The sequence below is a fragment of the Hydrogenophaga sp. genome (genome assembly GCF_018780385.1).
GTDB lineage: Bacteria > Pseudomonadota > Gammaproteobacteria > Burkholderiales > Burkholderiaceae_C > Hydrogenophaga.
On record NZ_JADMJO010000033.1, the window covers coordinates 1 to 23,593 of the forward strand.

The 23,593-nt window shown below is 65.9% G+C and carries 22 protein-coding genes, 1 pseudogene and 2 riboswitches; of the genes and pseudogenes, 10 read left to right on the plus strand and 13 right to left on the minus strand.

Annotated features, from left to right (window positions below):
• Nucleotides 1-465, minus strand: a pseudogene (locus tag IV113_RS12690) (polyhydroxyalkanoate depolymerase); the annotation flags it as partial.
• A gap of 133 nt (nt 466-598) precedes the next feature.
• On the opposite strand from IV113_RS12690, the gene IV113_RS12695 reads away from it, so the two are divergent.
• Complete coding sequence (locus IV113_RS12695) at nt 599-1,255, plus strand: glutathione S-transferase (protein ID WP_291085400.1); 657 nt, start codon at nt 599-601, stop codon at nt 1,253-1,255.
• A 191-nt stretch (nt 1,256-1,446) separates the two neighbouring features.
• On the opposite strand, the gene IV113_RS12700 is transcribed toward IV113_RS12695, so the two are convergent.
• Nucleotides 1,447-1,869 (minus strand): cupin domain-containing protein, encoded by a 423-nt coding sequence (locus IV113_RS12700; protein WP_291085403.1) that lies wholly within the window; start codon nt 1,867-1,869, stop codon nt 1,447-1,449.
• 163 nt (nt 1,870-2,032) lie between these two features.
• On the opposite strand from IV113_RS12700, the gene aroC reads away from it, so the two are divergent.
• Both aroC and IV113_RS12710 read left to right on the plus strand, forming a co-directional pair.
• Nucleotides 2,033-3,133: a chorismate synthase gene (aroC, locus tag IV113_RS12705; RefSeq protein ID WP_291085698.1), complete on the plus strand. Its 1,101-nt coding sequence runs from the start codon at nt 2,033-2,035 to the stop codon at nt 3,131-3,133.
• Nucleotides 3,134-3,209: 76 nt separating this feature from the next.
• Entirely contained in the window at nt 3,210-4,388 is a 1,179-nt protein-coding gene (locus IV113_RS12710) for an MFS transporter (protein ID WP_291085407.1), read from the plus strand.
• Here IV113_RS12710 and IV113_RS12715 read toward each other — a convergent pair.
• Together IV113_RS12715 and aroQ are read right to left on the minus strand one after the other, a co-directional pair.
• The gene (locus tag IV113_RS12715; RefSeq protein WP_291085410.1) at nt 4,345-5,235 is read right to left on the minus strand and encodes a DMT family transporter; all 891 of its coding nucleotides are present in this window, start codon (nt 5,233-5,235) and stop codon (nt 4,345-4,347) included. The two genes, IV113_RS12710 and IV113_RS12715, sit on opposite strands and share 44 nt — an antisense overlap.
• 7 nt (nt 5,236-5,242) lie before the next feature.
• On the minus strand, nt 5,243-5,701 hold the full coding sequence (aroQ, locus tag IV113_RS12720) for a type II 3-dehydroquinate dehydratase (RefSeq protein WP_291085413.1): 459 nt from the start codon (nt 5,699-5,701) through the stop codon (nt 5,243-5,245).
• A gap of 197 nt (nt 5,702-5,898) precedes the next feature.
• On the opposite strand from aroQ, the gene IV113_RS12725 reads away from it, so the two are divergent.
• A complete protein-coding gene (locus IV113_RS12725; RefSeq protein ID WP_291085416.1) occupies nt 5,899-6,924 on the plus strand; it encodes an SGNH/GDSL hydrolase family protein in 1,026 nt (341 codons plus the stop codon).
• Here IV113_RS12725 and aroE read toward each other — a convergent pair.
• Entirely contained in the window at nt 6,897-7,718 is an 822-nt protein-coding gene (gene aroE / locus IV113_RS12730) for a shikimate dehydrogenase (protein WP_291085418.1), read from the minus strand. The genes IV113_RS12725 and aroE overlap by 28 nt on opposite strands.
• A gap of 91 nt (nt 7,719-7,809) precedes the next feature.
• Between aroE and IV113_RS12735 the strand changes: the two genes are divergently transcribed.
• Nucleotides 7,810-8,463, plus strand: a complete 654-nt coding sequence (locus tag IV113_RS12735; RefSeq protein ID WP_291085420.1) for a DsbA family oxidoreductase — start codon at nt 7,810-7,812, stop codon at nt 8,461-8,463.
• Between the two features lie 180 nt (nt 8,464-8,643).
• Nucleotides 8,644-9,531, plus strand: a complete 888-nt coding sequence (locus IV113_RS12740) for a LysR substrate-binding domain-containing protein (protein WP_291085423.1) — start codon at nt 8,644-8,646, stop codon at nt 9,529-9,531.
• Here the strand turns inward: IV113_RS12740 and IV113_RS12745 are convergent.
• The 3 genes from IV113_RS12745 to IV113_RS12755 form a co-directional block, all read right to left on the minus strand.
• Nucleotides 9,522-10,268 carry an amino acid racemase gene (locus IV113_RS12745; RefSeq protein WP_291085425.1) on the minus strand — a complete coding sequence of 249 codons (747 nt, stop codon included), beginning with the start codon at nt 10,266-10,268 and terminating at the stop codon, nt 9,522-9,524. The genes IV113_RS12740 and IV113_RS12745 overlap by 10 nt on opposite strands.
• The gene (locus IV113_RS12750) at nt 10,265-11,122 is read right to left on the minus strand and encodes an amino acid ABC transporter substrate-binding protein (protein ID WP_291085701.1); all 858 of its coding nucleotides are present in this window, start codon (nt 11,120-11,122) and stop codon (nt 10,265-10,267) included. The genes IV113_RS12745 and IV113_RS12750 overlap by 4 nt, the downstream gene beginning before the upstream one ends.
• Nucleotides 11,123-11,275: 153 nt before the next feature.
• Entirely contained in the window at nt 11,276-13,210 is a 1,935-nt protein-coding gene (locus IV113_RS12755) for a B12-binding domain-containing radical SAM protein (protein ID WP_291085428.1), read from the minus strand.
• 147 nt (nt 13,211-13,357) lie between these two features.
• Here IV113_RS12755 and IV113_RS12760 point away from each other — a divergent pair, with 147 nt between their 5' ends.
• Entirely contained in the window at nt 13,358-14,098 is a 741-nt protein-coding gene (locus IV113_RS12760; RefSeq protein ID WP_291085431.1) for an Ivy family c-type lysozyme inhibitor, read from the plus strand.
• A 7-nt stretch (nt 14,099-14,105) separates the two neighbouring features.
• Here IV113_RS12760 and gcvP read toward each other — a convergent pair whose 3' ends face one another.
• From gcvP to IV113_RS12785, 5 genes are all read right to left on the minus strand, one after another.
• Nucleotides 14,106-16,997: an aminomethyl-transferring glycine dehydrogenase gene (gene gcvP / locus IV113_RS12765; RefSeq protein WP_291085434.1), complete on the minus strand. Its 2,892-nt coding sequence runs from the start codon at nt 16,995-16,997 to the stop codon at nt 14,106-14,108.
• A gap of 155 nt (nt 16,998-17,152) precedes the next feature.
• Nucleotides 17,153-17,524: a glycine cleavage system protein GcvH gene (gene gcvH / locus IV113_RS12770; protein ID WP_291085437.1), complete on the minus strand. Its 372-nt coding sequence runs from the start codon at nt 17,522-17,524 to the stop codon at nt 17,153-17,155.
• A 27-nt stretch (nt 17,525-17,551) separates the two neighbouring features.
• Nucleotides 17,552-18,613 (minus strand): glycine cleavage system aminomethyltransferase GcvT, encoded by a 1,062-nt coding sequence (gcvT, locus tag IV113_RS12775; RefSeq protein WP_291085704.1) that lies wholly within the window; start codon nt 18,611-18,613, stop codon nt 17,552-17,554.
• Between the two features lie 121 nt (nt 18,614-18,734).
• Nucleotides 18,735-18,839, minus strand: a riboswitch (glycine riboswitch).
• Between the two features lie 12 nt (nt 18,840-18,851).
• Nucleotides 18,852-18,953: riboswitch (glycine riboswitch) on the minus strand.
• Between the two features lie 30 nt (nt 18,954-18,983).
• Nucleotides 18,984-19,496 carry a hypothetical protein gene (locus tag IV113_RS12780; protein ID WP_291085440.1) on the minus strand — a complete coding sequence of 171 codons (513 nt, stop codon included), beginning with the start codon at nt 19,494-19,496 and terminating at the stop codon, nt 18,984-18,986.
• A gap of 129 nt (nt 19,497-19,625) precedes the next feature.
• Nucleotides 19,626-21,311 carry an electron transfer flavoprotein-ubiquinone oxidoreductase gene (locus tag IV113_RS12785; RefSeq protein ID WP_291085443.1) on the minus strand — a complete coding sequence of 562 codons (1,686 nt, stop codon included), beginning with the start codon at nt 21,309-21,311 and terminating at the stop codon, nt 19,626-19,628.
• 133 nt (nt 21,312-21,444) lie between these two features.
• On the opposite strand from IV113_RS12785, the gene IV113_RS12790 reads away from it, so the two are divergent.
• From IV113_RS12790 to IV113_RS12800, 3 genes are read left to right on the plus strand one after another with little or no spacing between them, the layout of a single operon-like run.
• A complete protein-coding gene (locus IV113_RS12790) occupies nt 21,445-22,227 on the plus strand; it encodes an SDR family oxidoreductase (RefSeq protein WP_291085446.1) in 783 nt (260 codons plus the stop codon).
• On the plus strand, nt 22,228-23,172 hold the full coding sequence (locus IV113_RS12795) for a DMT family transporter (RefSeq protein ID WP_291085449.1): 945 nt from the start codon (nt 22,228-22,230) through the stop codon (nt 23,170-23,172). It abuts the gene before it with no gap.
• The gene (locus IV113_RS12800) at nt 23,169-23,591 is read left to right on the plus strand and encodes an acyl-CoA thioesterase (RefSeq protein ID WP_291085451.1); all 423 of its coding nucleotides are present in this window, start codon (nt 23,169-23,171) and stop codon (nt 23,589-23,591) included. The genes IV113_RS12795 and IV113_RS12800 overlap by 4 nt, the downstream gene beginning before the upstream one ends.
• The last annotated feature ends 2 nt before the right edge of the window (nt 23,592-23,593 follow it).

The following is a 23,593-nucleotide window of genomic DNA, read 5'->3' on the forward strand; positions in this document are numbered from 1 at the left end:
GATCATGTAGCTGATGTAGTCGTCGAGCGAAAAGCCGCCGTGCAGCAGCGAGACGTCGCGTGCGTTGTGCCAGTCGGTGATGTAGACATCGTGGTCCTGCAGCAAGGTGCGGGCGGTTTCGCGCAGCAGGGTGGCGAAGTGGCCCGAGAGCGGTGCCACCAGCAGCACCGGCGGCTGCGGCTCCACGCCCGCCTTGCGAAAATGCAGCAACGTGCCGAAGGGCAGGGTGAGCACAACTTCTTCGGTCACGGGCACTTCCTGGTCACCCACCATCACCTGGCCAATGTTGTAGGGCGGGCGCGAGTGCGTGAGACGCAGGCGCGAGATCACGTCGCAAGCCGAGGCCACTTTGCGCAGCACGCTGCGTTCGGTGTCTTGCAGCCACAGCGATGCGCTCAGGTGCTGGGCCATGAGTCGCAACGGCGAGAGCAGGTCGGACTGGGTCTGGTAGGCCTGGTACAGCATGGTGGGGTCCTGAAACAACGTGTTGCTGTGCAGGCAAGTAACGCGCCAGCCGGGTCTGCACCGCCCCGGTGCGTGGCTGGGCACTTTTGTGGCACAGCCCTTGCTCAGAGCAGGGTCAACCAGGAGCATGTCCATGACCGCCACGGTACTCACGATCAGCAGCAAGAACTACGGAGCCTGGGCCCTGCGCGGCTGGCTGATGGCCCGGCTGGCCAAGCTGGAGTTTTCCGAGAAGGTCATCTCGCCCGACGACCCGGCCATGAAGGCCGAGATGTTGCTGCTCTCGGCCTCGATGCGGGTGCCGGCGCTGGAGCACCAAGGCATTCACGTGTGGGACACGCTGGCCATTGGCGAATACATCAACGAAATCAAACCCAAGGCGGGTCTGTTGCCGGCCGACCGCGCAGCACGTGCGCACTGCCGGGCGATCTGTGGCGAGATGCATTCGGGCTTCAGTTCCATGCGTTCGTCGCTGCCGATGAACATCAAGGCGCATTTTCCGAACTTCAAGCTCTGGTCACGCGCGCAGACGGACATCGACCGCATCGAGGCGATCTGGATCGAGTGCCTGGAAACCTATGGTGGCCCATACCTGTTTGGGGCCAAGCCCTGCATGGCGGACGCGATGTTTGCACCGGTGGTGACGCGTTTCATCACCTACGGGGTGGCGATCGACGAGGCGTGTGTGGCGTATTGCGACACCATCATGGCGCTGCCGGCGATGAAGGAATGGGTGGCCGCTGCGGAGGCTGAGCCTGATGACATTGATGAGTTGGATGCTGAGTTCTGACGGGTTCTTCGTTCGCTGCGTTTCTGGCGTCTACCTCGCGGGATCGGGCACCTGGGCGCTCTGCTCCGCGAATGTCCTCCGTGCCGGCTTCAAGGAGGAGGGGGCCGCAGGCCACCGGGGGACATTCGCGGAGCCGCGCACCCATCCTCCCGGGCCACACAAACCAGGCAAGCCAGAAATCCCCCAACCACCTAAACCCAAGGCGCAGGTTTGGGAATCTCACACACCGGCTCAACATCAATGGTCTTGAAGTCCGCCGGCGACACGATCTCCAGGTACTCCATGTCCGGCGAATAGTCGAACAGGTAGTGGCGGATGCCCGGGCGCTGGTGCACGCAGTCGCCGGCTTCCACCAAGGTCACCTGATCCTCGTACATGAACTTTGCCCAGCCCTTGATCATGATCACGATCTGGAAGTCCGCCTCGTGGCGGTGCCAGCCCGTGCCCTCCTCGGGCGGCAGGTTGGCCTTGACCAGATGCGCAATCACCTGGCCGTGGGTGGCGGCGGCAATGCCGAGGTCGCGGTAAAGGAAAAAATCCCTCAGACCGCCGGTGGCGTAGGGGTTGTCGGTGCCTTTGACGTGCGAGAACAGGGTGCTGGTGCGGTCGAGCATGGAACGCTCCTTTCTGGGGCTGGACAGCAACGATTTGCTGCACTGCAGCGCGAAGCACGAAGTGTTCCTGTCGCCCGACGGCTCTCAGGCACGGCATGTCGGGCAGACCACGCACCAGACTGGCCCATCGGTGCACCAGCGAGCCTCAGGGATAATCCAGCGCATGAGCGGCAACACCTTCGGCACCCTGTTTTGCGTCACCAACTTTGGTGAATCCCACGGCCCGGCCATTGGCTGCGTGATCGACGGCTGTCCGCCGGGCATGGAACTCAGCGAGGCCGACATCCAGACCGACCTGGACCGCCGCCGCCCGGGCACCAGCAAGTTCGTCACGCAGCGCAACGAGCCCGATGCGGTGGAGATCCTGAGCGGCGTGTACGAGGGCAAGACCACCGGCACACCCATCGCCCTGCTGATCCGCAACACCGACCAGCGCAGCAAGGACTACGGCAACATCCTGCAGACCTTCCGCCCCGGCCACGCCGACTACACCTACTGGCAGAAATACGGCATCCGCGATCCGCGCGGCGGTGGGCGCAGCTCGGCCCGCCTGACCGCGCCCACCGTGGCCGCCGGTGCCGTGGCGCGCAAGTGGCTGAAAGAGAAGTTCGGCACCACGTTCGTGGGCTGCATGACGCAGATCGGCGATGTGGTCGTGCCGTTCGAGAGCTGGGAGCATGTGCCCAACAACCCGTTCTTCGCGCCCGTGGCCGACGTGTCGGCGCTGGAGGACTACATGAACGCGCTGCGCAAGAGCGGCGATTCGTGTGGCGCGCGCATCCGCGTCACCGCGCAGGGCATGCCCGTGGGCCTGGGCCAGCCGCTGTACGACCGGCTCGATGCCGACATCGCCTACGCCATGCTCGGCCTCAATGCCGTCAAGGGCGTGGAGATCGGCGCCGGGTTTGCCAGCGTGTCCGACAAGGGCAGCACGCACGGCGACAGCCTCACGCCCGAGGGCTTCGCGGCCAACAAGGCTGGCGGTGTGCTGGGTGGCATCAGCACCGGGCAAGACCTGGAGGTCTCGATCGCGATCAAGCCCACCAGCTCCATCCTGATCCCGCGCGAGACCATCGATGTGGCAGGCGCGCCCACCGAGATCATCACCAAAGGCCGTCACGACCCCTGCGTGGGCATCCGCGCCACGCCGATTGCTGAAGCGCTGCTGGCGCTGGTGGTGATGGACCACGCGCTGCGCCACCGCGCGCAGTGCGGCGACGTGCAACTGCCCACACCCGATATCGCTGCCAAAGCGCGCGGCTAACCATCGACCCGTTCGGGCTGAGCCTGTCGAAGCCCTCGCGAGCCCTTCGACGGGTTCAGGGCGAACGGAGATTCCTGTGAGCCAGAAAAGACAGTTGTTTCCGTTTGCCATGCTCAGCGCGAGCTACTTCGCGCACATCGGCTTCTTCAATCCCTACCTCCCGCTCTGGCTCAAGGAGCTCGGGTTCAGCCTGCTGGCCATCAGCGTGCTGACGTCGGTGCAGTCGGCATCGCGCCTGTTTGCGCCCTACCTTTGGGGGTCGCTGAGTGATCGCACCGGCGAGCGGGTGCGGCTGCTTCGCTATGGCGCCACCGTGGCCCTGCTGCTCTCGCTCGGCCTGTGGTTCGAACTGGGCGGCGTGGGGCTCTTTGTGGTGCTGCTGCTGATGTTCACCCACACCAGCGGGATGATGCCCATGAGCGAGGCCGCGCTGGCGCATCTGGTGAGCCACGGCGGTGCGTTCGACGCCCGGCGCTACGGCCGCATCCGCCTGTGGGGCTCGCTGGGGTTTCTGGTGACGGTGGTGACGGCGGGGTTCTGGTTCGAGCGGTTCGGTCTGGTGCACTTTCCCGCCTGGACACTGGCCACGCTGGCCGCCGTGACGATCAGCGTGTGGCTGCTGCCCGACTTTCGCGAACCGGCCCACGCCGACGAGGTGCAGCCCAGCGTGTGGCCGGTGTTGCGCCAGCCGCCGGTGCGCTGGTTCTTCGCGGCGGTGTTCTTTCATGTGCTCGCGCACATCTTCATCTACATCTTCTTCTCGCTCTACCTCGACTCGCTGGGCTACAGCAAGACGGTGATCGGTCTGCTGTGGGCGCTGTCGGTGGTGATCGAGATCGGCTGGTTCTTCACCCAGGGCCGTTGGCTGCCGCGCCTGTCGCTCTCGGCCTGGCTGGTGCTGGCCGCGGCGCTCATGGCCTTGCGCATGGGTCTCACCGCCGGTTTCCCGCTGGTGTGGCCGCTGCTGCTGGTGGCCCAGGCACTGCACGCCATCACCTTCGCCGCGCACCACACGGTGTGCATCGCGCTGCTGTCGCACCACTTTCCCGGCCGCCTGCGTGGGCGCGGCCAGGCGCTGTACACCGTGGTGGGCTACGGCCTGCCGGGCGTGGTGGGCGGTGTGGCCGGCGGGTTCCTCAGTTCGGCGCTGGGGCTGGCCAGCGTGTTCTGGCTGTCATCGGCCTGCGCCGTGGCCGCCTGCGCCTGCGCGCTCAGGGTTTGGGCGTTTCAGCGGACCAGCGCTGCAGCGGGTTGAAGCCCGTCACCAGCGCGGTGGCCAGCAGCACCAGCGCCCCGCCGGCAAAGATGCCGGACGACAAGGTCTCACCGAGGAACAGGTGGCCCCAGGTCACACCGAACACGGGAATCAGGAAGGCCGGGCTCATGGCCGCTACCGGGGTCACGTGTCGAATGATGCGCAAGTGCGCCCAGTAGGCCAGGCCCGAGGTGACCACGCCCATGACGACCAGCGCACCCGTTGCCGCCGGTGTGAACTGGGCTTGCGGCCAGGCCCACACAGCGCCGGGGAACACCAGCACCATGGCGGCGAGGTGGATGCCCGCTGCGATCGCCAGCGGCTGCATGCGGGTGGTGGCGCGTTTCATGAGCGGGGTGGAGCAGCCGTAGCAGGCGGCCGCCAGGATGCAGGCCAGGGCAGCGGCGATGGTCCCGGCGTCGGGATGCACCGGGCCCAGCCGCACGATCAGACCCACGCCGATGAAACCGCACAGGCAGCCCAGCAGCTTGCGCGCGGTGAGGGTGTCTTCCTTGAACCAGCTGGACGCCAGCGTGCCGAACAACACCGCCGTGGTGTTGAGCAGGGCGCTGTAGCCGGCCGGCAGGCGCAGCGCGGCCCAGGCGTAGAGCAGGAAGGGCACGGCCACCGACAGCGCGCCCAGCAGCAACAGCTCGCGCCAGTGCTCCCACGGCCAGCGCTGTTTCAGGCCCCGCATGATGAAGCCCAGGGTGAGACCGGCCAGCGCCACACGGCAACCCGCCAGCACCATCGGCCCCGTCACGGGACTGGCGATGCGGATGAACAGGAAGGACGCGCCCCAGAGGGCTGACAGGCCCACGAGCTGGGCGAAATGGCGGGTTTTCACCGCACGATCAGGCGGCGCCGGCTTTGCGAGCCAGGCCTTCGATGGCCAGGCGGTAGCCGTCGGTGCCAAAGCCGACCACGATGCCTGCCGCGGCCGGCGACAGGTACGAGTGGTGGCGGAAGGCCTCGCGTGCGTGCACGTTGGAGATGTGCACCTCGATCACCGGCAGGGGTTTGACGCCACCGATGGCGTCGAACAAGGCCACCGAGGTGTGGGTGAGGGCGCCAGCGTTGAACACCACGCCGGCCAGTTCTCCAGCCTTGAAGCGCCGGCCCGCGTCCTGGATCTGGTCGATCAGAGCGCCCTCGTGGTTGCTCTGGAAACACTCCACCGCAAACCCCAGCCGCTTGCCGTGGTCAACGCACTCGGCTTCCACCTCGGCCAGCGTGGTGGCGCCGTACACCGCGGGTTCGCGGGTACCGAGCAGGTTGAGGTTGGGGCCGTTCAGGATGAGCAGGGTCTTCATGGCGTTTGGGTGTGCTGGCCGAGGGTTGGGCGACGGAAGTATAGGCCGCGGGTGGCGGCTGTCCGGCCGGCGACTGCCTTGCGTGGGCCTGAGGGTTTGCCCCGTGTCGGCGGCCGGGACTCGCGGGGATGCTTCGGTTGCGCCCATCGTTTCCGCAAACAGAACGGCGCATCACAACAAACATCAGGAGACATTTCATGACTTTCAAGCGCATTCGCTCCTCCCTGCGCGCTCTGCTGCTGCCCGCGCTGGTCGCGGTGTCGGTATCGGCGCACGCCGGGCCGTTTTCCGGCATCTTCGTGTTTGGCGACAGCTTGTCGGACACGGGGAACCTGAGCCTGGCCACGGGCGGTGCCGCGCCGGGCACGGCACAACCCTACGCTGACGGTCGTTACTCGAACGGGCCGCTGTGGGTGGAAGGCCTTGCCTTTGGCCTGGGCCTCGCTGGGCAGGCCAGCTCCTATCTCACCGGCGGCAACAACTTCGCGTACGCCGGTGCCCGCACGGGCACGGGCAGCAGCCCGCCCGGGGTGTTGGCGCAGGTCGCGGGCATCTGGGGCAGCGGCCCGGTGCCCGTGCCCGGAAGTGCCGATCCCAACGCCTTGTATGTGGTGGTGGGCGGCGGCAACGACATGCGCGATGCCCGCCTTGCTTTTCAGGGGAACACGGCGGCCGATGTCCTGGGTCGCCAGGCTGCGGCGATCGCCGCCATCACCGACCTGGCCACCACCATCGGCTACCTCGCCGCCAGCGGTGCGCAAAACGTGCTGATCGCCAGCTTGCCCGACCTGGGCAACACACCCGAAGCCGCGCTGCTGGGACTTCAGGCCGCGTCTGCCGACGCCTCGGCCCGATTCAATGCGCTGGTGCCCACACTGTTCGGCCTGGAGTCGCTGTTTCCCAGCCTCAACGTCGAGCTGCTCGACATGGCGGGTATCGCGGTCAACGTGCTGGCGAATCCGGGCGCTTACGGCGTGACCAACACCACCCTGCCGTGCGGCGCCTTCTTCTTCAGCGCCGGCGCCGACTGCGCGAATTCGCTGTTCTCCGACACGCTGCACCCGTCTGCCTTCGTGCACGGCCTGTTTGCCCGGGCCTCGCTGGAGATCTACGGCGTGCCGACTCCTGGCACGCTGGCGCTCATGGTGCTGGCCTTGTTCGTGCTGGTGGGGGTGCAGCGCAGCCGTGCGGGCGTTCAGGCCAGCGGCACTGTGAGCTGCTGAATCACGGCGCGGGTTTCGGGCCGCACGCCGCGCCACCAGGCAAAAGCCTCTGCGGCCTGCTCGATCAGCATGCCCACGCCGTCGGCCACGGTGCTCACGCCGGCGGCCTGGGCCTGTTTCAGAAACGGTGTGAGGCCCTTGCCGTAGACCATGTCGTAGGCCACGGCGCCGGGTGCGAACAGGCCGGGCGGCAAGGGGAGGGTTTCGCCACTGAGCCCGGCCGAGGTTGCGTTGATCACGATGTCGAAGGCCTGGCCGGTCAGATCGTCGTAGCCACCCGTCTGCACGGTGGCGTGGTCGGCGAAATCGCGCCGCAGCTCGTGCGCCTTGTCGGCCGTGCGGTTGGCCACCGCGAGCAGCGCTGGCGCTTGTTCCGCGATAGGCAGCAGCGCGCCGCGTGTGGCACCGCCCGCGCCCAGCAGCAGCACGCGTTTGCCGGCGAGCGGGCAGCCCAGGTTGCGCTGCAGGTCGTTGACCAGGCCAACGCCGTCGAAGTTGTCGGCCAGGATGCGTTCCCCGTCGAACTTGAGGCAGTTGGCCGCTCCGGCCAGTCGGGCGCGTTCGCTCGGCTCGGTCGCGATTTCAAACGCCTGCAGCTTGAAGGGCAGACTCACGTTGAGCCCACGTCCGCCGCTGGCGCGAAAGCCCAGCACGGTGTCGCTGAAGCCGTCCAGCGGCGTCTCGATGGCGGTGTAGCCGATGTCCTGCCCGGTGGCCTGGGCGAACAGGCTGTGGATCAGGGGCGACTTGCTGTGGCCAATGGGGTTGCCGAGGACGGCGTAGCGGTCGGTCATGGACGTGAGGCAAAGTGGAGTGGGGTGCGGCAATTGTGTCGCAAGCCCCTGCGGCTTTTGCGGTCAAGGGGCACGGCCTACCATCGCGGCCATGACCACATCCTTCAAGATCGATTTTGTGTCCGACGTGTCCTGCCCCTGGTGCGCTGTCGGGCTGGGCGCGCTCGAAGAAGCGCTGGGCAAGCTGAAGGGCGAGGTGTCGGCCGAGCTGCATTTTCAGCCGTTCGAACTCAACCCGCAGATGGGTGCAGAAGGCCAGGACATCGGCGAGCACCTGACGCAGAAATACGGCTCCACCGCCGCACAGCAGGTGCAGATCCGCGAGACCATCCGCGCGCGCGGCGCCGAGGTGGGCTTTGCTTTCAATCCCGCAGGCCGCGGCCGCGTCTGGAACACCTTTGACGCTCACCGTCTGCTGCACTGGGCCGAGCTCGATGGCGCGCCGGGCCAACAACACGCGCTGAAGAAGGCGTTTCTCGCGGCCTGCCACACACGGTCGGAAGCCATGGCCGACCACGGCGTGCTGCTGGCCTGCGTGCGCGAGGTGGGGTTGGACGAGGCACGGGCGCAGGCCATTCTGGCGAGCGACGAGTTTGCGCAGGCCGTGCGCGAGCGCGAGGCCTTCTACACCAGTGCGGGCATTCATTCGGTGCCGGCGGTGATCATCAACGACCGGCATCTGATCTCGGGTGGGCAGCCTGCGGCGGTGTTCGAGCAGGCTTTGAGGCAGATTGCGGCAGGTTGAGTCCTGCCGCCCGCCTGCCGGTGTGGCCAGGCGGCGCGATGGCGCTGGAGGCCTCCGGAGCCAGGACAGCGCGGATTCGGGAGCGTGGCTGTTCGTGACAAACTTGCAGCCGTTTCGGCACTTTTTCCAGACCGCCCGGGAATCGTGTAGTCCGCCACCCCAGCTGCCTGGCACTTCCGTATGCGACTCAAACACATCGAAGTCTTCAATGCCATCATGCTCGCCGGCACCGTCGGTGGGGCCGCCCGGCTGCTGCATGTGACCCAGCCTGCCGTCACGCAGGCGCTTGCGCACGCAGAGCTGCAACTGGGCTACGCGCTTTTCTCCAGACAGCGGCGCAAACTGGTTCCAACCAAAGAAGCGATCTCGCTGTACGTCGAGGTGCAGCAGTTGATGGCGCAGCTTGAATCCGTGCGGCGCCTGTCGCTGGCACTCGGTAGCGATCAGGCGGCCGGACTGCGGATCTTGATCGTCCCGTCGCTGGCGGTTCGTGCGCTCCCCGATGCGCTGCGCATCTTTCGCAAACTGCATCCCGATGTGAACGTGTCCATCCGGGTTCAGCACTCGCGGGAGATCACGCAGTCGATCGCGCTGCAGGAGGCCGATGTCGGTGTCGTGTACGGCAGTCGGTCACATCCGGCGGTTCAAGAGGAGGCGATCGCCACCGGCCGCCTGGTGTGCGTATCCAAGGTGGGCGCACCCGGAGCGGACAGGCGCAGCACGGTGGCCCTGGAGGAAGTTCTTCGCACGCCCTTCATCCGCATCGATGAGCGCGACCCCATCGGGACCATGTTGGCGGAACAGTGGTCCCGTCTGGGCGTTGCTCCTCGCGCCAACATCACAGTGCAGACCCATCACATCGCCATGGTCCTGGCCGAAGAAGGTTTCGGTCCCGCCATCCTGGACTCGTTCACCGCGCGAGCTTCGCGCAGTTCCTTGTTGCACGTTCGAACTGTGTTGCCGGAGGTTGCCGTGGACATCAAGGCGCTGCTCCCCAACGGGCTTCGATCCTCTCGACTCGTCGGCGATTTCATCGAAGCCTTTCGCGCGGCGATCGATCAACCTTGAAGTGCTGCGCCATCGGCGCCGTTCAATGCCTGTTGGGACCTTGCCCAGGCCACACTGCGCCGGGCCAGGGATTGCGTTGCGTCGATGACCGGCAGAGGTGCATTCATGCTGTTGAGCACGATCGGGATTTCAGTGCATCCCAGAACCACGGCGGTGGCGCCTCGTTTTCCCAATGAGGCTGCCGCCTGCGCCAGCAAGGCCCCACCCCGCTTCGTGTCGCCGGATTTGACAGCGGAGATGCCGGGCATGACCAGCTCGATCATTTCGCTCGCGGTGGGCAACAGCCACTGCAAGGCATGACCCTGGGGCGACTTCCGGTTCACGTAGAGACCTGACGCGGTCGTCGCATCCGTGGCCAGCAGTCCTATGTGACCGCAAGGACCCACGACCGCGATGGCATCCTCCAGGGCGGCATCCACGATGTGGATCATGGGGATGGCCAGCGCGTCACGGAGCGGCTCATACCAGAGATGTGCGGTGTTGCAGGGAACAACGATGAGACTTGCGCCCGCGTCGATCAGCCGCTGCCCGCTTTCGATCATGGCCGGCAGCGGCGACACACCATCGCCGCGAAAGGCGGCGGTGCGGTCGGGAACTTGCGGTATCGACGCGGTGACCACGGGCACATGGTCCTGATCCATCGTGGCTGACGTTGCCGCCAGAAGCTTGTGGAGAAAGTCGATCGTGGCCAGCGGACCCATGCCGCCCAGCACCCCCAGCAGACCGGGCGATTTCATTCCGCCGGCTTGTCCGAGAGCGCTTTGAGGTTGGCCCGAAGCTCCGTGCTCATGGGGGCGTTGAGGTTGATGCCCTTGGGTGGGATGGGCGACAGAAACCACTTGGTGTAGAGCTTCTCGAAGTCGCCGCTCGAAATCAGGGTGGCGATCACGCCGTCGACCAGTTTCTTGAACGCCGCATCGTCCTTGCGAAGCATGATGGCGTAGGGTTCGATCTGCAGGGCGTCACCAACGACCTCGAATGTCGATGGGTTGGCGGCGCTGGCCTTGATGCCATAGAGAAGGATGTCATCCATGGCGAAGGCATCGGCGCGGCCGCTCTCGACCAGCAGTGCCGACTCACCGTGATCCTTTGCCGCGATCAGGTCGATGTCGAGGTTGTGTTCCTTGCTGGCTTTGCGCATGACCAGCAGGTTGGTGGTTCCCGTCGTCGAGACGACCTTGCGGCCCTTGAGATCCTGCAGCGTCTTGAGAGGCGCACCCGACTTGATGAGGAAGCGCGTCCCGGTGTAGAAGTAGTTGGTTGAAAAGTTGACCTGCTTGCCACGATCTGCGTTGTTGGTCGTGGACCCACACTCGATGTCGATCGTTCCGTTCTGGATCAGCGGGATGCGGTTCTGCGAGGTCACGGCCTGACTCTTGATGGAGAGGTCGCTGCGGCCGGTGACCCGCTTCACTTCGTCCACGATCCGCCCACAGATTTCCCAACCGAAGCCCACGGGTTGTCCGCCTGCCCCGAGATAGGAAAAGGGGATGGACGCTTCGCGATAGGCGACGGTGATGGCGCCGGAGGCTTTCACCTTGTCCAAGGTTGAGGGCGGTGTCTGCGCTTGTGCACAAAAGCTCGCCCACATGGCGAGCAGGGGCAGGGCGATGGAGAGTTGGAACTTCAAGATGGACTCCTTGGTTGGAAATTCATCGTTGATGCTAGTGACTGTCTTGACGCACGGTGGACAGCTTTTGGCGGCAGTTCATAGGTTTAACTTATGAATGCGGTCCTTCTGCCCTCATACGCGCTCGCGTTGGTCCAGCGCCCGGGTTATGAAATTTCGCTTGACCCGCGTCCGTGGCACAGGGTGTGGCAGGTGGCTGAACCAGGCACGCACGTCTTCATCCAGCCCGATGCCGTGCATGTAGTTGTAGATCGCCTTGCGCAGGCCCACACCCAGGGCGTCGTGGTCCACGCCGCTGGGGTCGATGAAGCCGATGTCGTTCTTGGCGAACGTCACAGGGGGCAGCGGGATAAGCTCGATGCCGTAGGCGGCCGGGTCCAGCCCCACGGGTGAGTGCACGGTGCACGAGAACCGGTGGAAGAAGCCGCTCTGGATGCAGCCGTTTTCGAACAGCTGGCGCACGTATTCCAGCGAGTCCACGGTGTCCTGCACGGTCTGGGTGGGAAAGCCGTACATCAGGTAGGCATGCACCAGGATGCCGGCGTCCGAAAAGCCCTTGGTGACGCGCGCCACCTGCTCGATCGTCACGCCTTTTTTCATCAGGGTGAGCAGCCGGTCGGAGGCCACTTCAAGCCCGCCGCTCATGGCGATGCAGCCGCTGTCGGCGAGCAACTGGCAGAGCTCGGGCGTGAAGGTTTTTTCGAACCGGATGTTGCCCCACCACGAGATCGGCAACTGGCGGCTGATCAGCTCGTCGGCCAGTGCTTTCAGTGCCTTGGGTGGCGCCGCTTCGTCCACGAAATGGAAGCCGGTCTGGCCGGTCTCGTTCACGATGGTCTCGATGCGGTCGGCCAGCGTGGTGGCAGACGCGGTTTCGTAGCGGCTGATGTAGTCGAGGCTCACGTCGCAGAAGCTGCACTTTTTCCAGTAGCAGCCGTGTGCCACGGTGAGCTTGTTCCAGCGCCCGTCGCTCCAGAGCCGGTGCATGGGGTTGAGCATGTCCAGCAGGCTCAGGTACCGGTCCAGCGGCAACCCGTCCCAGGTGGGGGTGCCGATCTCTTCGAACGGCACCTCGGGCTCGACGAAGTTGATGTAGCGCACCGTCTCCTCTTCGCGCACGAAGGTGCGCACCAGCCGCTGCTTGGAGCGTTTGCGCTGCAGAAAGTCCATCAGCGCCAGCAAGGGCCGTTCGCCTGAATCGAGCGTCACGAAATCGACGAAATCGAACAGGCGGGGCTCGGCCAGTTCGCGCAGTTCGGTGTTGATGAAGCCGCCACCCAGGGCAATGGTGATGTGCGGGTTCTGCGCCTTGATGGTCTGCGCGATGCGCAGCGCGGCGTACAAGGCGCCTGGGAAAGGCACGGAGAGCAACACCAGGTCGGGCTTGTGCTGCGACAGGGTGGCCAGCGTGAGGGTGTGCAGGATCTCGTCGACCAGCGTGAACGGTGCGGCGAGCGCCGCGGCCATGGGCTCGAAGGTGGGCTGGCTGCTGGCCAACGACTCGGCGTAGCGCACGAACGCAAAGCGCTCGTCCACCGCGTCGCGCAGCACGTCGGCGAGGTCGTTGAGGTAGAGCGTGGCGATGTGGCGCGCCTTGTCCTGCACGCCCAAGGCGCCGAAGGCCCAGGCCAGCGGGTCGCCGCCTTCTTCACTGAGCGCGGCGTCCACATACACCTCCAGCGCGTTGAAGCGCGGGCCTTCGGGCAGCAGCTCGCGCGCGGCGATGCGGTGCGCCAGGGTTGAGTCGCGGCCCTGCAGGAAGGCGATCACCAGGCCGACGGTGGCGCGGTAGCGCGCGAACTGGTCGAGGAAGGCGTGCACGCTGGCCGTGCGTTGTGCTTCGATTTGGGCCAGCGCGTGGCTGCGCACGGATTCCAGCCCGGCCGGCGAGAACAGCTTGAGCACCAGCGCCAGCGCCAGGTCGGCCTGCACCGCGTCGACCCCGCGCGAGCGCAGGAAGCCGGTGATGTACGCGGTGGAGGGGTAGGGCGTGTTGAGCTGCGTCATCGGTGGGATGAGGCTCAGCACACGCAGGGCGGGGGCGGTCATGGGCGGTGCGGTGAGGGTGGGGGGTGATCTTACGGCTTGGCTGCACCAGCGCAGAGGCGTCACGCGCATGACCGGCCATCCTTTGTGGGTGGACGCTGCGGGTGGGTCGCCCTAGCATTTCGGTCTGTGCACGGGCAGGAGAGCAGCATGAACACCTGGAAACAGGGTCTGCGGGCGTGTGGGGTGGCCGGGCTGCTGGTGGTCGGCGGGGTCGCGGGGGCGCAAAGCGGGCTCGATGCCGACAGCCTGAAGCTCTATGGCGGGCTGTACGCCATCGATTGCAGCCAGCCGCAGTCGCCGCGCGTGCGGGTGGAGCGCAACGCCATCAGCGTGGAGCAGGGCGACCGGCGGCTCACCGCGCAGTCGGTGCAGGCGGCGCATTCGTACTTCGGGCAGTCCCCGCCGCCAAGCTACGTGGTGGCCTTGCTGGCGCAGGTGCAGGGCCGCCACGAGATGCTGTTCGTCGTGCAGGCCGATGCGCGGGGTCAGTTCCTTGAAGTGGATGGCGACAAGGCGGTGCTGGCCACTCTGGGTCCTGCCTTGTCGAAGGCGCGTTACCGGCGTTGCGATGCGGCAGCCAACCAGCGGGCGGCGGCACAGGTGCGCCAGGAACAGCAGGCGCAGGCGGCGGCCCGCGCGCCGGTCAAGTCCGGCACCGCGACCTCGCCTTCGGAGTTGATACGGGATGCGCAGTTCACGCTGGCAGCGTTCTGCAAGCCGCACGATTGCGGCGACAACAACGCGGTGCTGCTGTACGACGCGCCACAGGCCAGGGTGTATGGCTTCGTGCACATGGCCGGGCGCAACACCGTGGTGGGCTCCCCACCGGGACCGGTGATGGCCGAACTCAACCGCCTCTGGCGCCGCGAGTGGCGCCAGAGCAAGTGAGGCGGCTTCAGGCCAGTTCGCTCAGCGGCACGCAGCTGCAGAACAGGTTGCGGTCACCGTAGACGTTGTCCACGCGACCCACCGGCGGCCAGTACTTGGCGTGTGCCCGGGTGGATGCGCTCGCCGCGCCCACCTCGCGCGCATAGGGGTGTGGCCAGTCGGCCGTCATGAGGCTGGCCGCGGTGTGCGGCGCGTTCTTCAGCGGGTTGTCGTCCTGCGGCCAGGTGCCGGTTTCCACCTGGCGGATTTCTTCGCGGATCGCGATCATCGCGTCGATGAAGCGGTCCAGCTCTTCCAGCGTCTCGCTCTCGGTGGGCTCGACCATCAGCGTGTTGGCCACCGGGAACGACAGCGTGGGCGCGTGGAAACCATAGTCCATCAGGCGCTTGGCGACGTCCTCGGCCATCACGCCGCTGGTGTCCTTGAAGTGGCGCAGGTCCAGAATGCACTCGTGCGCCACGTGCCCGTTGGCACTCGCGTACAGCGTGGGGTAGTGCGGCGCGAGGCGCTTGCTGATGTAGTTGGCCGCGAGGATGGCGGCTTCGGTGGCGTGCTTGAGACCATCGGCACCCATCATGCGGATGTACATCCAGCTGATCGGCAATACGGCCGCATTGCCCAAGGGTGCTGCCGAGATCGCGCCCACGCCGTTGACCGGCAGGCCACCCGTGGCGTGCCCCGGCAGGAAAGGCACGAGGTCTTCGACCACGCACACAGGGCCAACGCCCGGTCCACCACCGCCGTGCGGGATGCAGAAGGTCTTGTGCAGGTTGAGGTGGCTCACGTCGCCGCCGAACTCACCCGGCGCGGCCACGCCGACCAGCGCGTTCATGTTGGCGCCGTCCACGTACACACGCCCGCCGTGGCGGTGCACCAGGGCGCAGAGTTCCTTGACGGTGGTCTCGAACACGCCGTGTGTGCTGGGGTAGGTGATCATCACCGCGGCCAGGTTGGCGCTGTGCTGTTCACATTTGGCCTGCAGGTCGGCCATGTCGACGTTGCCGTTCTCGTCGCACTTGGTCACGACCACTTGCATGCCCACCATCTGCGCCGACGCGGGGTTCGTGCCGTGCGCGCTGCTGGGGATCAGGCAGATGTTGCGGTGGCTCTCGCCACGCGAACGGTGATACGCCTGGATCACCAGCAGGCCGGCGTATTCGCCCTGCGAGCCTGCGTTGGGCTGCAGGCTGATGCCGGCGTAGCCAGTGGCCTGGCACAGCCAGGCGCGCAGCTGTTCATCAAGCTTCTTGTAGCCCAGGAGCTGATTGGCCGGAGCGAAAGGGTGAACGTTGGCAAAGCCTGGCCAGGTGATGGGGATCATCTCGCTGGTGGCGTTGAGCTTCATGGTGCACGAGCCCAGCGGGATCATGCTGCGGTCCAGCGCCAGATCCTTGTCGGACAGCGCGCGGATGTAGCGCAGCATGCCGGTCTCGGAGTGGTGGCTGTGGAACACCGGATGCGTGAGGTAGGCGCTGGTGCGGCGCAGCTCGGTGGGAATGCGCGGCTCGATGCCTTTCTCGAACTCGGCAAAGCCGGGCAGGCTCTGACCTTGCAACGAAAATACCGCCCACAGCTTCTCGATGTCTTCGCGCGTGGTGGTCTCGTCCAGCGTGATGCCGACGTATTCGACCCAGGAGAGGCGCAGATTCATGCCGGCGTCCACCGCGCGCTTGAGCAAGGTGCTGGCGCGGTCGCCCGCCTTGAACGTGAGGGTGTCGAAGGCGGTCTCGCTGGTGCTTTTCCAGCCCAGTTGTTCCAGGCCCTGCGCAAGGATGGCGGTGTAGGCGGCCACGCGCTGTGCGATGCGCTTGAGACCCGCAGGCCCGTGGTAGACGGCGTACATGCTGGCCACCACCGCTGGCAAGACCTGCGCCGTGCAGATGTTGGAGGTGGCTTTCTCGCGGCGGATGTGCTGCTCGCGGGTTTGCAGCGCCAGGCGGTAGGTGGGGTGGCCGTGCGCGTCCACGCTCACGCCCACCAGGCGGCCCGGCAGGGAACGCTTGAATTCGTCGCGGCAGGCCATGTAGGCGGCGTGTGGCCCCCCCGCGCCCATGGGCATGCCGAAACGCTGCGTGGTGCCCACCGCGATGTCGGCGCCCCATTCACCGGGCGGCACCAGCAGCGTGAGCGCGAGCAGGTCGGCGCAGGCGATCAGCGCGGCGCCTTTGGCGTGGATGCGGTCCGCGTCGGCCTTGAGGTCGTCAATGCGGCCACTCGTGGACGGATAGGGCGCGATGACGGCGAAATACTCGCCGTCCAGCAGCGAGTCCCATTCGCTGGCCGAGCCCGCTTGCGCCACTTCGAGACCCAGGGGCGCTGCGCGGGTCTGCACCACCTCGATGACCTGCGGATGGCAGTCGGCGGCAATCACGAGCCGATTGCTCTTGCTCTTCACGCTGCGCCGGGCCAGCGTCATGGCTTCGGCGGCAGCCGTGGCTTCGTCGAGCATGGAGGCGTTGGCCACGGCCAGGCCGGTGAGGTCACACACCATGGTCTGGAAGTTGATCAGCGCTTCCATGCGGCCCTGCGATATCTCGGCCTGGTACGGCGTGTAGGCGGTGTACCAGGCGGGATTCTCCAGCACGTTGCGCAGGATCACGCCGGGCGTGTGGGTGCCGTGGTAGCCCTGCCCGATGAAGCTCTTGAGCACCTGGTTCTGCTCTGCGATTTCCTTCATCTCGGCCAGCGCGGTGGCTTCGGTGACGGCAGGGGGCAGCTGCATGCCCTGGCTGCGCGCGATGCTGCGCGGCACGATCCCGTCGATCAGCGCACGGCGCGAGGCCTCGCCAATGACCGAGAGCATCAGCGTTTCGTCGGCTTCGCCGATGCCGATGTGGCGGGCCACGAACTCGGACGGGTTCTCGAGTTCATCCAGGGGTTTGACAGACGGCATCAGCATGGTGAGTGACCTGTTTCCCGTTCGCCCTGAGCCTGTCGAAGGGCAGCGAACGAAACGATGTGCGAGGGCTTCGACAGGCTCAGCCCGAACGGTGGTGGTGGGTATTCCGATCATCCTGAGCTTGTCGAAGGGCAAGCTCAGCCCGAACGGTGATTTCAGGCGTTCGAAGAGAAGGCGTTGTAGGCGGTCTCGTCCAGCAAGGCGTCGACCTGTGCCGGGTCGGACAGCTTGACCTTGAAGAACCAGCCGGTCTTGAGCGGGTCGCTGTTGGCCAGCGAGGGGTCCGCGCGAAGGGCTTCGTTGACCTCGGTCACTTCGCCGCTGACGGGCATGTACACGTCGGCTGCGGCCTTGACCGATTCGACGACGCCGGCGACGTCTTTCTGCGCAAAGGTCTTGCCAACCTCGGGCAGGTCGACGAATACCACATCGCCCAGCGCATCCTGCGCGTGCACGGTGATGCCGACGGTGGCGACGTCGCCGTCAACGCTGATCCATTCGTGGTCTTCGGTGTATTTGGTGGTCATGTGCAATCTCCTGAAAAAAGAAAGAGGTCAGCCGCGGAAATAGCGGTTGGGAACAAAAGGCATGGCGCTCACTTCCATCGGCACCGGCTTGCCACGCACCATGGCCTGCACGCGCGTGCCCACCGCGGCATGCGTGGGGCTCACATAGCCCATGGCCACGGGCTTGTCGGCGCTGGGGCCGAGCAGGCCGCTGGTGACTTCGCCGATGGTCTCGCCGCTGGTGGTTTGCAGTTCGGTGTGGTCGCGCACTGGAATGCGCTCCAGCGCCATCAGGCCCACGCGCTTGCGGCTCAGGGACTCGTTGCCGTCAAGCTGGGCCAGCACGTGCGCCGCGCCCGGGAAGCCGCCCGCGCGCGCGCCGCCGGTGCGGCGCACCTTCTGCATCGCCCAGTTGAGCGCGGCTTCCACCGGTGTGGTGGTGGTGTCGATGTCATGGCCATAGAGGCACAGGCCGGCTTCCAGGCGCAGCGAGTTGCGCGCACCGAGGCCCACCGGTTTCACCTCGGGCTCGGCCAGCAGGGCGCGGGCGAAGGCTTCAGCCTGATCGCCCGGCACCGAGATTTCGAAGCCGTCTTCGCCGGTGTAGCCGCTGCGGGTGATGAAGAGATCGGCGCCTTGCCACGTGTAGGCGCCACCGGTCATGAAAACGAGTTTTTCGACGCCGGGCACGAGGCGTTGAAGCGCTGTCACAGCCTGGGGGCCTTGCAGCGCCAGCAGGCCGCGGTCGAACTGGGGCTCGATGGTGCAGCGGCTGCCGATGCGTTCAACGATGTGGGCCAGGTCGCCGTGTTTGCATGCACCGTTGACGATCACGAAGATGTCGGCGCCCCGGTTGACGAACATCAGGTCGTCGACGATGCCGCCCTCGTCGTTGAGCAGCAGGCCGTAGCGCTGTTTGCCCACGCCCAGGTCGATCACGTCCACCGGCATGAGCGACTCGAAGGCCGCCGCGGCATCCGCCCCGACCAGGCGCAGCTGGCCCATGTGCGAGACGTCGAACAGGCCGGCTGCAGCGCGGGTGTGGTGGTGTTCGGCCATGAGGCCGGCGGGGTATTGCACCGGCATGCTGTAGCCGGCAAACGGCACCATGCGGGCGCCGAGTTCGGTGTGCAGTGCGTGCAGTGGCGTCTTGAGGAGATCGGTGTCGGACACGGAGGACTCGCAGGCAAAAGGGGCAGGCCCCGGTGGGGCGAAACACGGTTCATCCGTGCGCTGCCCCACTGTCCGCTTTACCTGAGAGATTCACGCGGGCGATGCCGCGTTTGCTCCTTCGGTGGGTCGCCTCGGTGAGCGACCTCTCTCCAGGGGGGTACACGGGCCTTGCGGCCCGTGTTTGCCAGTCCTTTTGCCTGAGCGTTCAGGGCCACGTGGGTGACCTCCTGCGCCTTCGGCGGCCGCCTCTTGGGCGGCACTCTCCTGACCCGGCCGAGTGTATCCGAGAGAGTCCGGGATAGGCGGCTCAGGCGTTTTCCAAGGTCGATTCGGGCAGCAGTCTGGCCAGCCGCTCGCTGATGCCATCGGCCCGGCCGGCGCCAGCCATCTGCTCGATGGCGGCCAGCATCTCGCGGCTCACCGCCAGCATGGTCGCGGCATCGCGTGCCTCGCGCAAAGCATCGCGAAATCGCTTGGCCAGTGCCTTGTCGCGCGGCGCGAACATGCGTTCGCTGAGGTCGAACAGGAACATGCGCGCGCTGGCGAGGGAGCGTGGCCCCGAAAAGGCATCGACCGAACCCCTGGGCGCGATGGGTTCAGGCGGCGGTGGGGCTACCGGGGCGGGTGGTGCTTCCTCAACGATGTAACCGTTGGCAAGCAGCTCACGCACGATGTCGTCGCCCAGGCCGCCGAAGAGGGCCTGCAGCGATGCCGTGGCCTTGCGGCCGTCGGCCACCAGCAGCACGGCGCGCTCGCGCTGGCCCAGGGTGCGTTGGCCAGGCTGCAGTTCAGCACGGCCCTTGTCGGTCTTGTTGAGCATGGTGTAGCGGGATGTGAGGGCACAAGCCCGCACTGTGGCCACGCCATGTGACGACGAGGTGAATCGCAAACGTGAAAAGGCCGCCCGGGGGCGGCCTTTTGCATGAATGTTCGAAGGCTGTGACTTCGCTCACATGCCCGCGTAGTTGGGACCACCACCACCTTCGGGTGTGACCCACACGATGTTCTGCGTCGGGTCCTTGATGTCGCAGGTCTTGCAGTGCACGCAGTTCTGCGCGTTGATCTGCAGGCGGTCGGTGTTGTCGTCGTTCTTCACGAACTCGTAGACGCCGGCCGGGCAGTAGCGGCTCTCGGGGCCGGCGTACTTCGCCAGGTTGATCTGCACCGGCACGCTGTCGTTCTTGAGCGTGAGGTGGGCCGGTTGGTTTTCTTCGTGGTTGGTGTTGGACACGAACACGCTGGAGAGCCGGTCGAAGGTGATCTTGCCGTCGGGCTTGGGGTAGCTGATCTTCGGCATCTCCGCGGCCGGCCGCAGCTTCAAGTGGTCGGGTGTGCTGTTGTGCAGCGTCCAGGGCGGCGTCTTCACGCCCACCTTGGGCAGGAACCAGTGCTCCACACCGGTCATGAGCTTGCCCAGCAGCGGGCTCTTTTTGAACCAGTTCTTGAAGTTGCGGTAGGTCCAGAGCTCCTCATGCAGCCAGCTTTTCTCGAAGCGCTCGGGAAAGCCGGCGAGCTCGTCGCCCTGACGGCCGGCGGCCACCGCTTCAAAGGCGGCCTCGGCGCAGAGCATGCCGCTCTTGATCGCCGCGTGGCTGCCCTTGATGCGCGCGGCGTTCAAAAAGCCGGCGTTGCAGCCCACCATGGCGCCGCCCGGGAACACCAGCTTGGGCAGGGCTTGCGGCGTGCCGTTGTTCAATGCGCGCGCGCCATAGCCGAGGCGCTTGCCGCCTTCGATGTGGGCCAGGATGCTGGGATGCGTCTTCCAGCGCTGCATTTCTTCGAACGGCGACATCCAGGGGTTTTGATAGTCCAGGCCGACCACCAGACCCAGCGTGACCTTGTTGCCTTCGAGGTGGTAGAGGAAACCGCCGCCGAAGGTGTCATCGTCCATGGGCCAGCCGGCGGTGTGCACCACCAGACCGGGTTTGGCCTTGTCGGCCGGGATTTCCCAGAGTTCCTTGATGCCGATGGCGAAGGTCTGCGCGTCCTTGCCCTCGGTGAGCTTGTATTTGGCAATGAGTTGTTTGCCCAGGTGTCCCCGCGCGCCCTCGGCGAACACGGTGTACTTGGCGTGCAGTTCCATGCCGAGCTGGAAGTGGCCGGTGGGCTCACCGTCTTTGCCCAGTCCCAGGTGGCCGGTGGCCACGCCCTTGACCGATCCGTCGTCGTTGTAGAGCACCTCGGCCGCGGTGAAGCCGGGGAAGATTTCCACGCCCAGCGCTTCGGCCTGCTCGCCCAGCCACTTGGTGACCGCGCCCAGGCTGATCACGTAGCAGCCGTCGTTGTGGAAGTTGCGCGGCATCAGCCAGTCGGGCGTGCGCGTGGCACCGGTCTCGGTGAGCACCAGCAAGTCGTCGCCGGTCACGGGCTGGTTCAGCGGCGCGCCCAGTTCTTTCCAGTTCGGAAAGAGCTCGGTGATCGCGATCGGGTCCATCACCGCACCGCTCAAGATGTGCGCGCCGGGCTCGGAGCCTTTTTCCAGCACGCACACATTGATCTCGCTGCCCTTCTCGGTGGCCAGCTGTTTCAGGCGGATGGCGGTGGCCAGGCCTGCGGGGCCGCCGCCGACCACGACCACGTCGTATTCCATGGCTTCGCGGGGGCCGAACTGGGTCAGCAATTCATCATGGGTCATCGGGAGGTCTCGCAGATAATGATTTTTGAGAAGGCGCAGAGTGTGCCTTGCGTGTCACTCGACAGGCAGCATTTTATGCGGCACCCGCACAGAATCGAACGGTCGTACTTTTCATCACCTGGGAGCTTGCATCGTGGCATACAGCATGGACTTGTCGGGCCGAGTGGCCTTGATCACCGGCGCATCGGGCGGCCTGGGCGAACAGTTTGCCAAGACACTGGCCAAGGCCGGCGCGGCCGTGGTGCTGGCCAGCCGCCGCACCGACCGCCTGATGGCCTTGCGTGCGCACATCGAGGCCGCGGGCGGCGACGCCCACGTGGTGGCCATGGACGTGACCGACCAGGCTTCCATCAAGGCCGCGGTGGCCCACGCCGAAACCGAGGTGGGCGCGATCGACATCCTTGTCAACAACTCGGGCGTGAGCACCACGCAGCGCCTGCAGGACGTCAACGAGGAAGACTACGACTTCATCTTTAACACCAACACCAAGGGCGCGTTTTTCGTGGCTCAGGAGGTGGGCAAGCGCATGCTGGCCCGCGCCAAGGGCGCCGCGCCAGGCACCTACGTGGGCGGGCGCATCGTCAACATCGCGTCCATGGCGGGCCTGAAGGTGCTGCCGCAGATCGGCGTGTACTGCATGAGCAAGGCCGCCGTGGTGCAGATGACCAAGGCCATGGCGGTGGAGTGGGGCAAGTTCGGCATCAACGTCAACGCCATCTGCCCGGGCTACATCGACACCGAGATCAACCACCACCACTGGCAGACCGAACAGGGCCAGAAGCTCATCGGCATGTTGCCGCGCAAACGCGTGGGTGTGCCGACCGACCTCGACGCGGTGCTGGTGATGTTGTGTTCGAGCGAAAGCCATTTCATCAACGGCGCAGTCATTGCCGCCGACGACGGTTTCGGAGCCTGAATGAACGTTGCTGTTCTGGGCCGGCCCTCAGGCTGGCCGCCGGGCATGGTCACCGGCATCCTGGCGGGCTTGGGCGCCGGCGCGTTTTGGGGGACGGCCTTCGTGGCCCCCTTGATCACGCCCGGGTTCAGTTCGATCGATCTCACGGTAGGCCGCTTTCTCGCGTGCGGAATCTTGTCGGTGTTGCTGCTGTTGTGGGCCGGGTTGCGTGGCGGCGCGCACCTGCCCACATGGCGCCAGACGGGCGCTGCCCTGTGGCTCAGCTTGCTGGGCTATACCGGCTATTACTTGCTGCTGGTGCTGGCCATCCAGGCCGCGGGGGCGGCGCTGCCGGTGCTGATCATCGGCACCATTCCCCTGTGGATCATGTTGATCGGCAAGCCCAAGGGGCTGCGCTGGCGTTCGCTGGTGCCTGGCTTGCTGCTCACCATGGCTGGCCTCGCGCTGATGATGCGGGTGACCGCGCACGGAGCCGAGGCGGGTGACGGATCGAATCTCTGGCTCGGCATCTTCTACGCTGTGCTCGCCATGGCCGCCTGGACCGCTTTCGGACTCTTGAACGCGCGCTGGCTGGGCCGGCATCCCGAGGTGAATTCCACCGTGTGGGCCAACTGGCTGGGCGTGGCGGCAGGCCTGGGAGCGCTGGGCATCTGGGCCGTGGCCGGCTCCGATCTGGACACACTGATGGCACGCCCCGGCTTCGGCACCTTCCTGATCGTCTGCGCGGTCACCGGCATTGGTTCTGCGTGGATCGCTTCGGTGCTCTGGAACATGGCCAGCCGCCGCCTGAGCCCGAGCCTGGCGGGCCAGCTCATCGTCAGCGAGACCGTGTTTGGTCTCGTCTACAGCTTCGCCTGGGATGGCGCCTGGCCTGCTGCGTTGCAGTGGGCAGCCTGTGCGCTCTTCGTTCTGGGCATCCTCGCGTCCATCAAGGCCCACAGATGAAGTTCGAACTGCCCGAGCAGAAAAAAGAAGTGTTCCGCATGACCATCCCGATCCGCTGGGGCGACATGGATGCGATGGGCCACGTCAACAACACCACCTACTTCCGCTATCTCGAGACGATTCGCATCGAGTGGATGCGCAGCATCGGCTGCCAGCCCGACCCGCAGGGTGAAGGCCCTGTCATCGTCAACGCGTTCTGCACCTTCCACAAGCAGCTGGAGTTTCCCGGCGATGTGATCGCCACGATGTTCGTGAGCGACACCGGGCGCAGCAGTTTCGAGAGCTGGTGCACGCTCACGCGGTCCGACGATCCGGACACGCTGTACGCCTCGGGCGGTGCGACGACGGTGTGGGTGAACTTTCCGCAACAGAAATCGGCGCCGATCCCGGACCATTTGCGGGTCCGGCTGCAACACTGAGC

What these genes read in the sequence shown, in the direction of transcription:
- IV113_RS12800 (WP_291085451.1), top strand. Translation starts at nt 23,169, where the DNA reads ATGAAGTTCGAACTGCCCGAGCAGAAAAAAGAAGTGTTCCGCATGACC.
- IV113_RS12700 (WP_291085403.1), bottom strand. Translation starts at nt 1,869, where the DNA reads ATGCTCGACCGCACCAGCACCCTGTTCTCGCACGTCAAAGGCACCGAC.
- IV113_RS12695 (WP_291085400.1), top strand. Translation starts at nt 599, where the DNA reads ATGACCGCCACGGTACTCACGATCAGCAGCAAGAACTACGGAGCCTGG.
- IV113_RS12740 (WP_291085423.1), top strand. Translation starts at nt 8,644, where the DNA reads ATGCGACTCAAACACATCGAAGTCTTCAATGCCATCATGCTCGCCGGC.
- gcvP (WP_291085434.1), bottom strand. Translation starts at nt 16,997, where the DNA reads ATGCTGATGCCGTCTGTCAAACCCCTGGATGAACTCGAGAACCCGTCC.
- aroQ (WP_291085413.1), bottom strand. Translation starts at nt 5,701, where the DNA reads ATGAAGACCCTGCTCATCCTGAACGGCCCCAACCTCAACCTGCTCGGT.
- IV113_RS12760 (WP_291085431.1), top strand. Translation starts at nt 13,358, where the DNA reads ATGAACACCTGGAAACAGGGTCTGCGGGCGTGTGGGGTGGCCGGGCTG.
- gcvT (WP_291085704.1), bottom strand. Translation starts at nt 18,613, where the DNA reads ATGGTGCCGTTTGCCGGCTACAGCATGCCGGTGCAATACCCCGCCGGC.
- aroC (WP_291085698.1), top strand. Translation starts at nt 2,033, where the DNA reads ATGAGCGGCAACACCTTCGGCACCCTGTTTTGCGTCACCAACTTTGGT.
- gcvH (WP_291085437.1), bottom strand. Translation starts at nt 17,524, where the DNA reads ATGACCACCAAATACACCGAAGACCACGAATGGATCAGCGTTGACGGC.
- IV113_RS12785 (WP_291085443.1), bottom strand. Translation starts at nt 21,311, where the DNA reads ATGACCCATGATGAATTGCTGACCCAGTTCGGCCCCCGCGAAGCCATG.
- aroE (WP_291085418.1), bottom strand. Translation starts at nt 7,718, where the DNA reads ATGACCGACCGCTACGCCGTCCTCGGCAACCCCATTGGCCACAGCAAG.
- IV113_RS12725 (WP_291085416.1), top strand. Translation starts at nt 5,899, where the DNA reads ATGACTTTCAAGCGCATTCGCTCCTCCCTGCGCGCTCTGCTGCTGCCC.
- IV113_RS12795 (WP_291085449.1), top strand. Translation starts at nt 22,228, where the DNA reads ATGAACGTTGCTGTTCTGGGCCGGCCCTCAGGCTGGCCGCCGGGCATG.
- IV113_RS12755 (WP_291085428.1), bottom strand. Translation starts at nt 13,210, where the DNA reads ATGACCGCCCCCGCCCTGCGTGTGCTGAGCCTCATCCCACCGATGACG.
- IV113_RS12750 (WP_291085701.1), bottom strand. Translation starts at nt 11,122, where the DNA reads ATGTGGGCGAGCTTTTGTGCACAAGCGCAGACACCGCCCTCAACCTTG.
- IV113_RS12735 (WP_291085420.1), top strand. Translation starts at nt 7,810, where the DNA reads ATGACCACATCCTTCAAGATCGATTTTGTGTCCGACGTGTCCTGCCCC.
- IV113_RS12780 (WP_291085440.1), bottom strand. Translation starts at nt 19,496, where the DNA reads ATGCTCAACAAGACCGACAAGGGCCGTGCTGAACTGCAGCCTGGCCAA.
- IV113_RS12745 (WP_291085425.1), bottom strand. Translation starts at nt 10,268, where the DNA reads ATGAAATCGCCCGGTCTGCTGGGGGTGCTGGGCGGCATGGGTCCGCTG.